The organism is Streptomyces sp. NPDC050625 (assembly GCF_040654755.1).
GTDB lineage: Bacteria > Actinomycetota > Actinomycetes > Streptomycetales > Streptomycetaceae > Streptomyces.
The window spans coordinates 1-16,870 of sequence record NZ_JBFAIQ010000067.1; the positions used below are offsets into that span (position 1 = coordinate 1).

The window sequence follows — 16,870 nt, forward strand, 5'->3', positions numbered from 1 at the left end:
ACCGCGGCGCGTTGACCGCCGCGATACCGACCTCATCGGTCAGATGCGGCAGCACCTCCTCCTCGGTGGCCTGTACGGCAACCATGGCGCCGCCGGCGGGCAGCGCCTGCATCAGCGCGGCACGCGCCGACACCAGCCTCACCGCGTCGTCCAGCGACAGCACCCCGGCCACATGCGCCGCCGCGATCTCACCCACCGAGTGACCAGCCACAAAATCCGGCCGAACCCCCCACGACTCCAGCAGCCGGAACAACGCCACCTCGACCGCGAACAACGCAGGCTGGGCGCACCCGGTCGCATGCAGCGCCTCGGCATCGACATCCACCGCCACCTCCAGACGCGCACACACCTCGTCGTACGCATCGGCGAACACAGGGAACGCCTCATACAACTCACGCCCCATACCGATCCGCTGCGAACCCTGACCCGAGAACAGGAACCCGACCTTGCCCTCGGAGCGGGCGCGTCCCAGCGTCACGTTCGCCGGCGGTTCGCCGACGGCGAGGGCGGTGAGGGCTTGCCGGAGCTCGTCCGGGCCCTGTGCCAGGAGCACCGCGCGGTCCTCGAACGTCTCTCGGGAGGCCAGGGAGAGGCCGATATCGGAAGCCGTCCAGCTGTCCTGCGCGTCGAGGTGGCCGGCCAGCCGGGACGCCTGGGCACGCAGCGCCGACTCGCCCTTGCCCGACAGGACCCACGGCACGAGCGCGCCGGAGTCGGGCGTGGGGGGCAGTTCCGCCGTGGCGGGAGCCTGCTCGATGATGGTGTGGGCGTTGGTGCCGCTGACACCGAAGGACGACACGGCGGCACGGCGCGGGCGGTCCGTCTCCGGCCACTCCACGGCCTCGGTCAACAGGCGGACGTCACCGGCCGACCAGTCCACGTGGGGCGTCGGCTCATCGGCGTGCAGCGTCCGCGGCAAGACGCCGTGGCGCATCGCCATCACCATCTTGATCACACCTGCCACGCCTGCCGCGGCCTGCGTGTGGCCGATGTTGGACTTCAGCGAGCCAAGCCACAGCGGCCGGTTCTCCGGCCGCTCCTGGCCGTACGTGGCGAGGAGCGCCTGCGCCTCGATCGGGTCGCCCAGCGTCGTGCCCGTACCGTGCGCCTCTACGGCGTCCACGTCGCCCGGAGCGAGTCCGGCCGAGGCCAGCGCCTGACGGATCACCCTCTGCTGCGCCGGACCGTTCGGCGCGGTCAGGCCGTTGGACGCACCGTCCTGGTTCACGGCGCTCCCGCGCACCACCGCCAGGACCTCGTGGCCGTTGCGCACGGCGTCGGACAGCCGCTCCACGAGCACCACGCCCACGCCCTCGGACCAGCCGGTGCCGTCCGCGTCCGCGCCGAACGCCCTGCAGTGGCCGTCGGGCGACAGGCCGCGCTGACGGCTGAACTCCACGAAGACGTTCGGGCTCGCCATGACGGTGACGCCGCCGGCCAGGGCCATCGTGCACTCGCCGTTGCGCAACGACTGCATGGCCAGGTGCAGGGCGACCAGGGACGACGAGCAGGCCGTGTCGATCGTGACGGCGGGGCCTTCAAGGCCGAAGGTGTAGGCCACCCGGCCGGAAACGACGCTGGACGCGCCGCCGACGAGCCGGTGTCCTTCGACGCCTTCCGGCGTACGGCGCACGTCGGCTCCGTAGCCCTGGTAGGCCATGCCGACGAAGACGCCGGTCCGGCTGCCGCGCAGCTGCACGGGCGCGATCCCAACCCTCTCGAAGGCCTCCCACGAGGTCTCCAGCAGGAGGCGCTGCTGCGGGTCCATCGCCAGGGCCTCGCGCGGCGAGATCCCGAAGAAGCCAGCGTCGAAGTCGGTGGCACCGTAGAGGAATCCGCCGTCGCGCGCGTACGTCTTGCCGGGGCGATCGCGGTCGGGGTCGTAGAGGGCCTCGACGTCCCAGCCGCGGTTCGACGGGAACTCGGATATGGCGTCGCCACCGGATGTCACCAGGTCCCACAGCGCCTCGGGCGAGTCGACGCCGCCGGGCAGGTGGCAGCTCATCGCCACGATGGCGATGGGCTCGTCGTCTGCGGCGGCCGCGTGCCGATCCTGCGACGCGGTGGCCTGCGATCCGAGCAGCTCGCTCTGCAGGAAGCGGGCGAGCGCCGTGGCGTTGGGGTAGTCGAAGACCAGCGTGGGCGGCAGCGTGAGGCCGGTCGCCGTGTTGACCTTGTTGCGGAGTTCGACGGCGGTCAGGGAGTCGAAGCCGAGGTCCTTGAAGGCCCGGTCGGGCTCGACTTCCGCAGCCGAGGAGTGACCCAGGACCGCCGCGACGTGCGCGCGGACCAGATCGATCAGGGTCTGAGTGCGCTCGGCCTCCGGCAGTCCCGCGAGCCGGGCCACCAGGGGCGCGGCGCCGGTGGCGGCGTCGCCCGGTGCGGCGGTGTCGGCGCGGCGCACCTCGGGCAACTCGGACAGCAGGGCGCTCGGGCGGCCGAGGGTGAACGGTCCGATGAACCGTTCCCAGTCGACGTCGGCCACGACGACCGCGGTGTCGTCACAGTCAAGGGCGCGCTGGAGCGCCGTCACGGCGAGTGCGGCGGGCAGGGTGACGACGCCACGGCGACGCAGGTGCTCCTCGTCGGCGTCGGTGACCATGCCGCCGTCGGCCCAGGGGCCCCAGGCGATCGCGGTGGCGGTCAGGCCCCGGGCCCTCCGCCGGGCGGCGAGCCCGTCGAGGAAGGCATTGCCGGCCGCGTAAGCGGTCTGCAGTCCGCTGCCCCACACGCCGGCGATCGAGGAGAAGAGGACGAAGGCGTCCAGCTCGCGGTCGCCGAGCAGTTCGTCCAGGTGTGCGGCACCGTGGGCCTTCGCCGCCACCGTGTGGGCGAAGTCGGTCGGCGTCAGCTCGTCGAAGGGGGCGAACTGTTCCACGCCCGCGGCGTGGAAGACGGAGGTGAAGGTGTGCTCGGCGAGCAGCGCCGCCACCGCGTCGCGGTCGGCGACGTCGCACACGGCGAGGGTGACGCGTGCTCCCAGCTCCTCCAGTTCGGCCTTGAGCGCGGTCGCGCCGGGCGCGTCGGCGCCGCGGCGGCTGGTGAGCACCAGGTGCTCCGCGCCCGCACCGGCGAGCCAGCGGGCGACGTGCCCGCCCAACGCACCCGTACCACCAGTGATCAGCACCGTGCCGCGCGGAGACCACGGCCGGCCGGCGCCGCTTCGGGCGTGGGCGAGCCGCGCGGTGAACACGCCGGAGGCGCGGACGGCGACCTGGTCCTCCCGGGCATCCGCGGCGCCGGCTCCCTGGCTCAGAACGGCGGCGATACGGCCGGCGGCGCGCTCGTCGACGGCCGCGGGCAGGTCGAGCAGGCCGCCCCAGCGCCGGGCGTGCTCCAGGGCCAGGGCGCGGCCGAGACCCCACACCTGGTTCTGCACCGCGCTGAGCGGTGCGTCGTCGGAGCGGCCGGTGGCGGCGGCGCCGCGGGTGGCGCACCACAGCGGCGCGTCGACGCTCGCGTCGCCCAGCGCCTGGGCCAGGGCCACGGTCTGCGCGAGGCCCTGGGAGAGCGCGGGGTGCTCGGGCGAGGCGGTCTCGTCGGTCGCGAGCACCGACAGGACGCCGTCGAACGATCCGGCTTCGGCTACGGCCCGGGTCAGCTCCCCGGTCAGGGACGCACGGTCGGCGTCGGCGCCGACCGTCAACGGGATCAGGTGCGCGCCGCGGCCGGCGAGGGCCGCGCGGACGGTCCCAGCCCACTCGTCGCCCTCGGGCGCGGCGAACAGCCATGTGCTGCCCGAGAGGTCGCCTGCTGACAGGCCGTTCAGCGGCTGCCAGGCCAGCTGGTAACGCCAGCCGTCCACGACGGACTGCTCGCGCCGTCGACGCCGCCAGGCGGACAACTTCGGCACCACGACGTCCAGTTCTTCGAGGCTCAGCCCCAGCGTGGCGGCGAGTGACTGGGCGTCCTCGCGCTCGACGCTCGCCCAGAACTCGGCGTCGACCGCGTCCACGGCGGCCGTCTCGGCCTCGGGGGCCTCCAGCCAGTAGCGCTGCTGCTGGAAGGCGTAGGTGGGCAGGTCTACGCGGCGGGCACCAGGGAACAGAGCCCGCCAGTCCGGGGAAACGCCGTTTATGTACAGTTCGGCGAGCGCGGTGACGACGGCCTGCTGCTCGGGGCGGTCGGCTCGCAGTACGGGGATGGTGACGATGTCGTCCGCACAGCCCTGCGCCATGCCGCTGAGGACCCCGCCGGGACCGATCTCCACGAACGTGGTCACACCCAGCTCGTGCAAAGTCCGTACGCCATCGGCGAACCGGACCGCCTCTCGGACATGCCGGACCCAGTACTCGGGGGTGTAGGACTCAGCCAGCTCACCCGTGAGGTTGGAGACCACCGGGATCCGCGGCTCGTTGAAGGACAGACCTCGAACGACCTGCGCAAACTCCTCCAGCATCGGCTCCATCAACGGCGAATGGAACGCGTGACTGACCTTCAGACGGGACGTCTTACGACCTTGACCGGCGAAGATCTCACCGATGGCGGTGACCACCTCCTCAGCGCCGGAAACCACAACCGACTGTGGGCCGTTGATCGCCGCAATCCCGACCTCGCCGCTCAGGTGCGGCAGCACCTCGTCCTCGGTGGCCTGTACGGCGACCATCGCCCCGCCGGCAGGCAGCGCCTGCATCAACGCAGCGCGCGCCGACACCAACTTCGCCGCATCATCGAGCGACAACACACCCGCCACATGCGCGGCCGCGACCTCACCCACCGAGTGACCAGCCATGTAATCCGGCCGGATACCCCACGACTCCAGTAGCCGGAACAGCGCCACCTCAACGGCGAACAACGCCGGCTGGGTGCAACCGGTCTGGTCGAGCTGCTCCGCATCCGCGTCGAGGGTGACATCGAGGTGGGCGCGGATCTCGTCGTAGGCCGCGGCGAACGCCGGGAAGGCGTCGTAGAGTTCGCGGCCCATGCCGGCCCGTTGCGAGCCCTGGCCGGAGAACAGGAACCCGGTCTTGTCGCCGAGGCGGGCCGCGTTGGGGACGACCGCCGCGGACGGGGTGCCGGACGCCAGTGCCCGTATGCCTTCGGTGAGTTCCTCCAGGCTCTCGCCGACGACGGCCGCCCGGCGGTCCCAGGCGGTGCGTGTCGTGGCGAGGGAGAAGCCGATGTCGGCCGGTGAGCGGCCGGGGCCGCTCACGTCGCTCCGGCCGTCCTCCAGGAACGAGAGCAGGCGCTCCGCCTGGGCGCGCAGCGCCGCGTCGCTCTTCGCCGAGAGCACCCAGGGGACGGGTCCCGCAACGGCCGTCTCGCGGGGGGGCTCTTCACGTGTCGCGGCCTGCTCGACGATGACGTGCGCGTTGGTGCCGCTGACGCCGAAGGACGAGACGGCGGCGCGGCGGAGGTGGTCGGAGTCGGGCCACTGGACGGCCTCGGTCAGGAGCTTGACGCCGCCTGCCGACCAGTCGACCTGAGCGGTCGGCTCGTCGACGTGCAGCGTCTGCGGCAGGATGCCGTTGCGGATGGCCATCACCATCTTGATCACGCCGGCGACGCCGGAAGCCGCCTGCGTGTGACCGATGTTGGACTTGATGGATCCCAGCCACAGCGGCCGGTCGTCGGAGTGCTCCTGGCCGTACGTGGCGAGCAGCGCCTCCGCCTCGATGGGGTCGCCGAGGGTGGTGGCCGTGCCGTGCGCCTCGACCGCGTCGACCTGGGAGGCGGTCAGGCGTGCGTACTCCAGCGCCTGCCGGATCACGCGCTCCTGCGACGGGCCGTTCGGGGCCGTGAGGCCGTTGGAGGCGCCGTCCTGGTTGACGGCGCTGCCGCGGATGACGGCCAGCACGTCGTGGCCGAGCCGGCGGGCGTCGGACAGCCGCTCCAGCAGGAGCAGGCCGACGCCTTCGGACATGCCCGTGCCGTCGGCGGTCGAGGAGAACGCGCGGCAGCGGCCGTCGGGCGACAGGCCGCGCTGCGCACTGAACGCGATGAAGGTGTTTGGAGTGGCCATCACGGTCACGCCGCCGGCCAGGGCGAGCGAGCACTCGCCGCGGCGCAGCGCCTGGGCGGCCAGATGGAGGGCCACCAGCGAGGACGAGCAGGCCGTGTCGACGGTGACCGCCGGGCCTTCGAGGCCGAGGGCGTAGGAGATGCGGCCGGACACCACGGCGGCGGTGTTCGCGGTGACGAGGTGGGCCTCGATGTCGCTGTCGCCCTGCCGCTGGAGGTAGGCATGGTCCTGGCCGTTGGTGCCGACGAACACGCCGGCCCGGGTGCCGCGTGCGGTGGCGGGGTCGATGCCCGCGCGTTCGAGGGCCTCCCAGGAGGTCTGCAGGAGCAGCCGCTGCTGTGGGTCCATGACCAGGGCCTCGCGCGGCGAGATCCCGAAGAACGCGGGGTCGAACTCGCCTGCGTCGTAGAGGAAGCCGCCCTCGCGCACGTAGGTGCGGCCCGTCCGCCCGGGCTCGGGGTCGTAGATCGTGTCCAGGTCCCAGCCGCGGTCGGTGGGGAACTCGGACACGCCGTCGCCGCCCGAGGCGACCAGTCGCCACAGGTCCTCGGGCGAGCCGACCCCACCCGGGTAGCGGCAGGCCATCCCGACGATGGCGATGGGCTCGGTGTCCTTCGCCTCCAGCTCGCCCAGCTGCCTGCGGGTCTGGCGCAGGTCCACCGTCACGCGCTTGAGGTAGTCCCTGAGCTTGTCGTCGTTCGACATGTTTTACGTCCTCGGTAGCAGTGCGTGAGATGAGTCAGTGAGACCCGAGCTCTTGGTCGATGAGGTCGAACATCTCGTCGTCTGTGGCGGCGTCGATCCGGTCGAGATCGAGGTCCTGGTCGAAGTCGCGGTCGGTGCCGGGGCCGGCGTCGGCGGTGTTCGCCGCGGCGTCCTGGTGGGTGTCGGTCCACTTCCACAGCAGTGCCTTGAGCCGGGCGGTGACCTTGTCCCGCACCGCGTCCTGCGGGGTGAGCGCGGCGAGCTGCGCCTCCAGCCGGTCCAGTTCGCCGAGCACGGGCGAGGCTTCGGCGGTGAGGTCGAGCACCAGGTCCTTGTGCAGGAGCCGGGCGATGGCGACGGGGCTGGGGTGGTCGAAGACCAGGGTGGGTTTGAGCCGGAGGCCGGTCGCGGCCTTGAGCCGGTTGCGCAGCTCCACGGCGGTCAGGGAGTCGAAGCCGATGTCCCGGAAGGCCGTGGTGGGCTCGATGCGGGCAGCGGTGGCGTGGCCGAGGGCGGCTGCCGCCTGATGACGCACCAGGTCCAGCAGGACCTTCTCCTGGTCGGCCTCCGGCATCCCGGCGAGGCGGCGGGCCAGGGCGGGGGCGGGGGTCCCTGCGGCCGCGGCCTCGCCGGACGCGGCGCCTGTGTCGCCCACGAGGCCGCGGAGGACGACGGGCAGCATGCCGGCGCGGGCCATGGCGCGCAGTCCTGGAACGTCCAGCCGGACCGGCACGATCACCGGCCGGTCCACGGTCAGGGCGGCATCGAACAGGGCCAGCCCCTCCGCCGGGGTGAACGGCACGACTCCGGCCCGCCCCATCCGGTTGCGGTCGGCGTCCGTGATCCGGTCGCCCATGCCGCCGTTGTCCGTCCACAGGCCCCACGCCAGCGAGGTGCCGGGCAGGCCCGCGGCCCGGCGCTGCCGCGCCAGCCCGTCCAGGAAGGCGTTCGCGGCGGCGTAACTCGCCGCTCCGGCGCTGCCCAGAACTCCGGCCAGGGAGGAGAACAGCACGAACGAGGAGAGGTCCAGGTCCCGGGTCAGTTCGTGCAGGTGCAACGCCCCGTCGGCCTTCGGCCGCAGCACGGTGTCCAGGCGCTCCGGGGTCAGGGCGGTGACCACGCCGTCGTCCAGGGCCGCCGCCGCGTGCACCACCGCCACGAGCGGATGTTCGGCCGGGACCGAGGCCAGTAGTTCCGCGAGGGCGTCCCGGTCCGCGATGTCACAGGCGGCCACGTCTACGTGCGCGCCCAGCTCGGAGAGGGCGGCGACGAGTTCGCCGATGCCTTCGGCCGCGGGGCCGCGGCGACTGGCCAGCAGCAGCCTCCGTGCGCCGCGTTCGGCGACGAGGTGCCGAGCGAGTGACCGTCCGAGGCCACCGGTCGCGCCGGTGAGCAGCACGGTCCCCTCGGGGTCCCACGCTTGTCCGGTGGGCTCCTCGGGCGGGGTGATCCGGGCGAGGCGCGGCACGTACAGCTTTCCGTCGCGCACCACGGCCTGCGGCTCGTCCAGAGCGGCGAGCGACGCGGCCAGCGCCGGGTCGATGCCGGAGCTCGTGTCGATACCGCTGTTGGTGTCGATTCCGCCCTTGGTGTCGATTCCGCTGTTGGTGACCGAGTCGTCCGCGTCGACGAGGAGAAGCCGGTCCGGGTGCTCGCTCTGGGCCGACTTCACCAGTCCGGAGACCGCGACGTGCGCGAGGTCCACAGCTGTGCCGGCCAGTTCGACGGCTCCGCGCGTCATCACCACGAGCCGTGTGTCGGAGAACCGCTCGTCGGCGACCCATTCCTGGACGGCCGACAGCACATCGGCGAGCAGCTCGCGCGTCGCCGCGGCGGCATCGCCCTCGCTCGGGGTGCAGCGCAGGAGGACTTGGGCCGGCGTGGCCGCGCCGTCGTCGACTGCCTTGCGGAGCGCGTCGATGTCGGAGTGGGAACCCTCGTTGCCGAGGACCGCCCACCCGGCTTCGGGAGCGGTGGCCGGAGCGGAAGCCGTGGTGTGCTCGACCCAGTCGACCTCGAACATCCAGTCCTGGTGCGCCACGCGCGAGGCCAGCACGTGCTGCGGGGACATGGTCCGCGTCCGGACGGACGCGACCGAGGCGACGGGAGAGCCGTCGGCGTCGGACAGTTCGATCGCCACCGCGTCATCGCCGGCGGGCCGGATGCGTATGCGTACGGCTCCGAGTCCCGGAGTGTGCACGGACATGCCGCTCCAGGCGTGGGGCATGAGCACCTCGCCGGGGTCCTTGGCGCGGTCGGACGCCAGCATGCCGAGGGCGGCGTCCAGCAGTACGGGGTGCAGGGCGTAGTGGTCCGCCCGGTTCAGCTCCGTGACAGGCAGTGCGGCCTCGGCGTACAGCTCGTCCCCGGCGCGCCAGGCGGCGCGCAGGCCCGGACGGCCCTCGACGTCCACGGGTTCGGCACCCGTCGGCGGCCAAGTCATCGTGTCGAACTCCGGCGCCGGAGCGCTGCGGGTGAGTTCTCCGGTGACGTGGCAGACCCACGGCTCGCCGGCACCGCCCGCGGCGGGCCGGCTGAAGACGCGCACCGAGCGCCGGTCGGGGTCGTCGCCCGCACCGACCTGCACCTGGATGCGGACCGCGCCCTGTTCGGCCAGAACCAGCGGGGTGTCCACGTCCAGCTGTTCCAGGTGTGGGAACCCGGCCTGCCGTCCCGCGGACAGGGCGAGTTCCACGAACGCGGCGACCGGGAGCACCGGCACTCCGCCGACCGTGTGTTCCGCGATCCAGGGCGGGTCGGCCGGGGACAGCCGGCCGGTGAACAGCACGTCCTGCGCCCCGGCGGTCTCCACCACCGCGCCGAGCAGGGCGTGGCCGGAGGAGTCCAGACCCGCCGAGGAGACATCGAGCACGGCCGCGCCCTCGAGCCAGTAGCGCTCGCGCTGGAAGGCGTACGTGGGCAGGTCGACACGCTGGGTGTAAGGGAACAGCACCTGCCAGTCCGGGGAGACACCGAGCGCGTGCAACTGCCCGAGGGCGAGCGTGAGCGCCTGGGGTTCGGGGCGGTCGGTAGGCAGGGTGGGAACGGTGACGATGTCCGCGTCGTCGTCGAGGCAGCCTTGGGCGAGGGCGCTCAGCACGCCACCGGGGCCGATCTCCGCGAACGTGGTCACACCCAGGTCGTGCAGGGTCTCGATGCCGTCGGCGAAGCGGACCGCTTCGCGGACGTGCCGGATCCAGTACTCGGGGGTGTACGGCTCGGCCAGGCGGCCGGTGAGGTTGGAGACCACCGGGATGCGCGGCTCGTTGAAGTCCAGACCGCGAACGACCTCCGCGAACTCCGCCAGCATCGGATCCATCAACGGCGAATGGAACGCGTGGCTGACCTTCAACCGGTAGGTTCTGCGGCGTTGTTGGGCGAAGGCCTCGGCTATCTCCAGCACGGCATCCTCGGCTCCGGAGACCACGACGGACTGCGGACCGTTGACCGCAGCGATACCGACACCGTCGGTCAGGTACGGCAGCACCTCGTCCTCGGTCGCGTGGACTGCCACCATCGCGCCGCCCGCAGGCAGTGCCTGCATCAACGCGGCACGCGCCGACACCAACTTCGCCGCATCGTCGAGCGAGAGGACCCCGGCCACATGCGCGGCCGCGATCTCGCCAACCGAGTGACCGGCCACGTAGTCCGGCCGGATGCCCCACGACTCCAGCAGCCGGAACAGAGCCACCTCAACGGCGAACAACGCAGGCTGCGTCGCCCCCGTCTGATGAAGCGTCTCCGTGTCGACGTCGACCTCGGCGTCCAACAGCGCGCACACCTCGTCGTACGCCGCGGCGAACACCGGGTACGCCGTGTACAGCTCGCGCCCCATCCACCGCCGCTGGGAGCCCTGACCCGAGAACAGGAACCCGACCCTTCCCCGGTCGGCCTCGGCGCGGCCCGTCACCACCTGTGCCGCGGGCTCACCCGCCGCGAGAGCGGTCAGGCCTGCGCGCAGCTCCTCCCCGTCGGCGCCGACGACCGCCGCCCGGTGCTCCAGCGCCGAGCGGGTGGCCGCCAGCGAGAACCCCACGTCGGCCGGTGACGCGGCCGCGAGGTCCACGGACGACAGCAGTCGTCGTGCCTGGTCCCGCAGCGCCTGCCCGGTCTTCGCGGAGAGTACCCACGGCACCACGGTGGTCCGGGCCCGCATCAGCTCCTGGCCCTCACCGTCAATCGTGTCCTCGGCCTGGCCCTCCGACTCCGGTTCGGGCGCCTGCTCGAGGATGATGTGCGCATTGGTGCCGCTGATCCCGAACGACGAGATTCCGGCCCGGCGAGGGTGGTCCGTCTCCGGCCACGCGGTCGCCTCGGTGAGCAGCTCGACGGAGCCGGCCGACCAGTCGACCTGCGGCGTCGGCCGGTCGACGTGGAGCGTCTTCGGCAGCACGCCGTGCCGCATCGCCAGCACCATCTTCATCACGCCGGCGACGCCCGCCGCGGCCTGCGTGTGGCCGATGTTGGACTTCAACGAGCCGAGCAGGAGCGGCCGTTCGCGCTCTTGTCCATAGGTCTCCAGCAGCGCCTGCGCCTCGATCGGGTCGCCGAGGTTGGTGCCCGTGCCGTGTGCTTCGACGGCGTCGACCTCCTCGGCGGACAGCCGGGCGCCGGCCAGCGCTTCGAGGATCACGCGCTGCTGCGCGGGGCCGTTCGGCGCGGTCAGGCCGTTGGACGCGCCGTCCTGGTTGACGGCGCTGCTCCGGACGACAGCGAGCACCTTGTGGCCGAGCCGGCGGGCGTCCCGCAGCCGCTCCACGAGCAGCAGGCCGGCGCCTTCGGACCAGGACGCGCCGTCCGCCGCCGCCGCGAAGGACTTGCAGCGGCCGTCGGGGGCGAGTCCGCGCTGGCGGCTGAACTCGACGAAGGCGCTCGGGCCCGCCATGACCGTCACACCGCCGGCGAGCGCCATGGAGCACTCGCCGCCCCGCAGCGCCTGCACGGCGAGGTGCAGGGCGACGAGCGAGGACGAGCAGGCGGTGTCGACGGTGACCGCGGGGCCCTCGAAGCCGAAGGTGTAGGCGATGCGCCCGGAGGCGACGCTGCCGGAGTTGCCGGTGCTCATCAGCCCCTCGACCCCTTCGGGCAGGACGCCGGGTGTGAAGCCGTAGTCGTGGTACATCAGGCCGGCGTACACGCCGGTGCGGCTGCCCTTGAGACCGGCGGGATCGATGCCCGCGTGTTCGAAGGCCTCCCAGGCAGTTTCCAGCAGCAGCCGCTGCTGCGGGTCCATGGCCAGCGCCTCGCGCGGCGAGATCCCGAAGAAGTCCGCGTCGAAGTCCGCCGCGTCGCGGAGGAAACCGCCCTGTCGGGTGTAGACCTTGCCGGGCCGCTCGGGATCGGGGTCGTAGAGCGCGTCGACGTCCCAGCCGCGGTCCTCGGGGAACCGCGAGATGGCGTCCTTGCCCTCGGCCAGCAGCCGCCACAGCTCCTCGGGGGAGCCGACGCCGCCGGGGAACCGGCAGCTCATGCCCACGATGGCGATCGGCTCCTGGTCGCGGGTCTCCAACTCGCGCACGCGCCGCCGGGCCTGGCGCAGATCGGTGGTGGCCCGCTTGAGGTAGTCCCGGAGCTTGTCTTCGTTCATCATCGGTGCTGCCCGTCCCTTTTGGCCTGCTTTTGGCCTGCGCAGTTCAGGAGATCCTGCACAGTTCAGGAGATGCCGAGTTCGTCGTCGAGGAGCTCGTACAGCTCTTCGTCGCTCGCCGAGCTGAGGTCCTCTTCGTCCTCAGCTCCACCGGCGCCTCCGGGATCGGCCGGCTCGGTCCCGCTCCAGCGGGCGAGCAGCGCCTGGAGACGCATGTTGATCCTGGTTCGGGTGACGTTGTCGACGCCGTCCGCTCCGGCGCCGTCGAGGGCGGCCGCGAGGCGGTCGAGCTCGTCGAAGACCGGCGCCGTCCCGGCCGTGCCACCCGGGAGGTCCTTCAGCACCCGCTGCGCGAGCACCGCGGGCGTCGGGTGGTCGAAGACGAGCGTCGCGGGCAGCCGGAGTCCGGTGGCCCGGTTCATCCGGTTGCGGAGTTCCACCGCGGTCAGCGAGTCGAAGCCCAGGTCGCCGAAGGCTTGGTCGGGCTGGACGGCCTTGGCCGAGCTGTGTCCGAGGACGGCGGCGACCTCGGACCGGACGAGGTCCAGCACGGCCTGTTCGCGCTCGCTCTCGGGCAGGCCCGCGATCCGCTGCGCCAGCGATACGGAAGCCGCCCGGTCCGTACGCCGCGGCCGGCCGCCGACGAGCGCCCTGAGCAGCGGCGGCACCGGGGCGGTCGCGTTCCGCAGGGCGGCGAGGTCCAGCCGTGCCGCGACCACCAGGGGCTCCTGCAACGCGAGCACGGCGTCGAGGAGTTCCAGGCCGTCCTCGTCGGACAGCGGCAGCACGCCGCCGCGGGCGAGTCGGGTCCGGTCGGCGCCGCCGAGGTCCTCGGTCATGGTGCCGGTGCGCTGCCACAGGCCCCACGGCAGCGACACCGCGGGCAGCCCCTGGGCCCGTCGGCGCCCGGCGAAGGCGTCCAGGAAGGCGTTGGCCGCGGCGTAGTTGGCCTGGCCGGGGGTGCCGAGCGTACCCGCGAGCGAGGAGAAGAGGACGAACGCCGACACGTCGCCCGCCAGTTCGTGCAGGTTCAGCACCGCGTCGGCCTTGGGGCGCAGCACCGTCTCCAGGCGCTCCGGTGTGAGCGAACCGATCACGCCGTCGTCGAGGACGCCGGCCGTGTGCACCACGGCCGTCACCGGCGTGCCGGACAGCACCCCGGCGAGGGCGTCCCGGTCGGCCACGTCGCAGGCAGCCCAGGCAACTTCGGCGCCCGCAGCGGTCAGTTCCTCCTGGAGCTGCGTCGCGCCCTCGGCGTCCGCGCCGCGTCGGCTCATCAACAGCAGGCTGCGTACGCCGTGTTCGGCGACCAGGTGCCGGGCGACGAGTCCGCCCAGGGCGCCGGACGCGCCGGTCAGGAGCACCGTGCCGGTCCCGAAGTCCGGTGTGGCCTGCCGGGTGTCGGTGGCGGCCCTGGCGAGCCGGGGCAGCAGGAGCGCGTCGCCGCGCAGTGCCGCCTGCGGCTCCTCGGAGGCGAGGAGCCGGGCGACGGCGGTCGCCGAGACCTGCTCTCCGTCGGCGTTCTCTGCGGTGTCGAGGAGGATGATGCGGTCCGGGTTCTCCGACTGTGCCGACCGGACCAGGCCCCACACGGCCGCCTGCACCGGGTCGCCCTGTGCCGGGTCGCCCTGTGCCGGGTCGTCGCCCGCGGTGACCGCGCCCCGGGTCAGCAGCACCAGGCGGGCGGCCCGGTCCTCGGCCAGCCACCACTGGACCAGCCGGAGCACCTCGGCGAGGACGTCCCGGAGCCGTTCGGCGTCGGTGCCCGACCCGGCCGGGCAGGGGACGACGACAGCGTCCGTGTCCGCCTGCGCCCCGGTCTCCGCCGCGGGGGCGACCATGAGGGCGCCGATGTCGTCGTAGGCCCGTACGACCGGGGCCTGCGCGTCGGCCGGCGCGGCGAGCGGCGCCCAGTCCACGGTGAACAGGGAGTCCCGGGAGCTCGTGCGCAGCTGCTCGGCCGACACCGGGCGCAGCGTCAGCGACTCCACCGACACCACGGGACGGCCCGTACCGTCGGCGGCCTCCAGCCGTACCGTGTCCCCGCCGACCGGGGAGAGCCGTACCCGCAGGCCGGCCGCTCCGGTTCCGTGCAGCGTGACGCGGGACCACGCGAACGGCAGCAGGGGCCCGTAGGCCGCCGGTACGAGGCCGCCCGCACCCAGCGCGTGCAGCGCGGAGTCGAGCAGGGCCGGGTGCACGCCGAACGCGTCCGCGTCCGCCTGCGCCTCGTCGGTGACGGCGAGTTCGGCGTAGACCGCGTCGTGGCCGCGCCAGGCGGCACGCAGCCCCTGGAAGAGCGGGCCGTAGCTCAGGCCGAGGTCGGCCAGGCGGTCGTAGAAGCCGTCCAGGTCCACGGGCTGGGCGTCGGCCGGGGGCCAGTTGCTCAGGTCGGTGCCGGAGGAAGTGTTGCCGGTGGCGAGGGTGCCGGTGGCGTTACGGATCCAGGGGCCGTCCCCGGCTCGCGAGTGCACGCTCAGCGGGCGGCGGCCGGAGTCGTCCTGGGCGCCCACGAGGACCTGGAGCGCCACGCCGCCGTGCTCAGGCAGCACCAACGGTGCTTGCAGGGTGAGTTCCTCGACCAGATCGCAGCCGGTCTCGGCCGCGGCGTGGGCGGCCAGTTCCACGAAGCCCGTGCCCGGCAGCAGCACCGTGCCCAGCACCGCGTGGTCGACCAGCCAGGGCTGGGCCTGCAGGGACAGCAGCCCGGTCAGCAGGTGGCCGCCGGCGTCCGGCAGCTCCAGCGCCGCTCCCAGGAACGGGTGGTCGGCGGCGTCCAGCCCGGCCGCTCGTACGTCACCGGCCGGGGCGCCCGCCTCCAGCCAGTACCGCTCGTGCTGGAACGCGTAGGTCGGGAGGTCGACACGGCGAGCGCCCGGCAGGACGGCGTCCCAGTCGATGGCGACGCCGTGCACATGGGCCTGGGCCAGGGACCGCATCATCCGGTGCCGTCCGCCGTCGCCGCGGCGCAGTGTCGGTACGATCGCGGCCTCCGCCTCGGCGGCCTCGATGGCGTCCTGGATGCCCGCCAACTGCACGGGGTGCGGGCTGACTTCGACGAACACGTCGTGCCCGTCGGCCAGAGCGGCCCGGATCGCGTCGTGGAACCGCACCGTCTGCCGCATGTTGCGGTACCAGTAGCCGGAGCCGAGTTCGTCCGCGTCCAGCTTGCCGCCCGTCACCGTGGAGTAGAAGGGCACGGAGCCGGGGAGCGGGCTGATGCCGGCGAACCCCTCACTCGCCTGTGCTTCGACGTGTTCGATCTGCGGGGAGTGCGCGGCGTAGTCCACGGCGACCTTGCGGGCCTGGACGCCCTCCTGTTTGCAGTGCGCGAGGAGTTCGTCCAGGGCGTCGGTGTCCCCGGAGACCACGACGGTGGCGGGCCCGTTCACGGCGGCGACGCCGAGGCGGCCGGCCCACCGGCCGACCAGTTCCCGCGCCTTCTCGTCCGGGAGCGTCACCGAGGCCATGGCGCCGCGGCCCTGGAGTTCGCGGACCGCTAGGCTGCGCCGCACCACAATGCGCGCCCCGTCCTCCAGGGAGACCGCGCCGGCGATCACCGCCGCGGAGACCTCGCCCTGGGAGTGTCCGACGACCGCGTCGGGGGTCACCCCGAAGGAGCGCCACACCTCGGCGAGGGCGACCGTCATCGCCCACAGCACGGGCTGCAGCACGTCGACGCGGTCCTGCTCGATGTCGGACGTGCCGCGCAGCACGGCGGTCAGCGACCAGTCCACGTGCGGCGCGAGGGCGCGCTCGCAGGCGTCGATGCGGTCGCGGAAGACCCGGGAGGTCTCCAGTAGTTCGGCGGCCATGCCCACCCACTGCGACCCCTGCCCGGGGAAGACGAAGACGGTCTTGCCGCCCGTGCGTGCGGTGCCGGTCACCACGCTGGGCGGCGTGGCGCCGTCGGCGACACCGGCCAATGCCCGCCGGAGTTCCTCGGGGGTCTTGACGACCACCACGGCGCGGTGTTCGAAGGCTGTCCTCGTCGTTGCCAGCGAATACGCCGCGTCGGCCGCCGCAACCGCCTCGCCGGCGCTGTCGTTGTCTTTGTCGCTGTGTTCGTCGCTGTTGTCGTCCAGGAAGGACGCGAGGCGGGCGGCCTGCGCCCGCAGCGCTGCTTCGGTCCTGCCGGAGATGACCCACGGCACGGCCGCGCCCGAGTCGGGCGCCAGGGCCGGTTCCTCGGTCACGGGGGCCTGTTCGATGATGGTGTGGGCGTTGGTGCCGCTGACGCCGAAGGACGACACGGCGGCCCGGCGCGGGCGGTCCGACTCGGGCCAGTCGACGGCCCCCGTCAGCAGCCGGACGTCGCCGGCCGACCAGTCCACGTGGGGTGTGGGTTCGTCGATGTGCAGGGTCCGCGGGAGCACGCCGTGGCGCATGGCCATGACCATCTTGATCACACCGGCGACACCCGCGGCGGCCTGCGTATGACCGATGTTGGACTTCAGCGAGCCCAGCCACAGGGGCTGTCCTTCGGGCCGCTCCTGCCCGTATGTGGCGAGGAGCGCCTGCGCCTCGATCGGGTCACCCAGCTTCGTCCCCGTGCCGTGGGCCTCGACGGCGTCCACGTCGGCCGGCGTGAGCCCGGCGGACGCCAGCGCCTGCCG

The 16,870-nt window shown here is 73.0% G+C and carries 3 protein-coding genes; all 3 read right to left on the reverse strand.

Annotated features, from left to right (window positions below; genetic code table 11):
- The coding region (locus AB0I54_RS46780; protein WP_363302510.1) for a type I polyketide synthase at window positions 1-6,667 on the reverse strand (6,667 nt) is incomplete at its 3' end.
- 34 nt (window positions 6,668-6,701) lie between these two features.
- Window positions 6,702-12,254: an SDR family NAD(P)-dependent oxidoreductase gene (locus AB0I54_RS46785; protein ID WP_363302512.1), complete on the reverse strand. Its 5,553-nt coding sequence runs from the start codon at window positions 12,252-12,254 to the stop codon at window positions 6,702-6,704.
- A gap of 65 nt (window positions 12,255-12,319) precedes the next feature.
- Window positions 12,320-16,831, reverse strand: a complete 4,512-nt coding sequence (locus AB0I54_RS46790) for a type I polyketide synthase (RefSeq protein ID WP_363302511.1) — start codon at window positions 16,829-16,831, stop codon at window positions 12,320-12,322.
- Window positions 16,832-16,870: the final 39 nt, after the last annotated feature.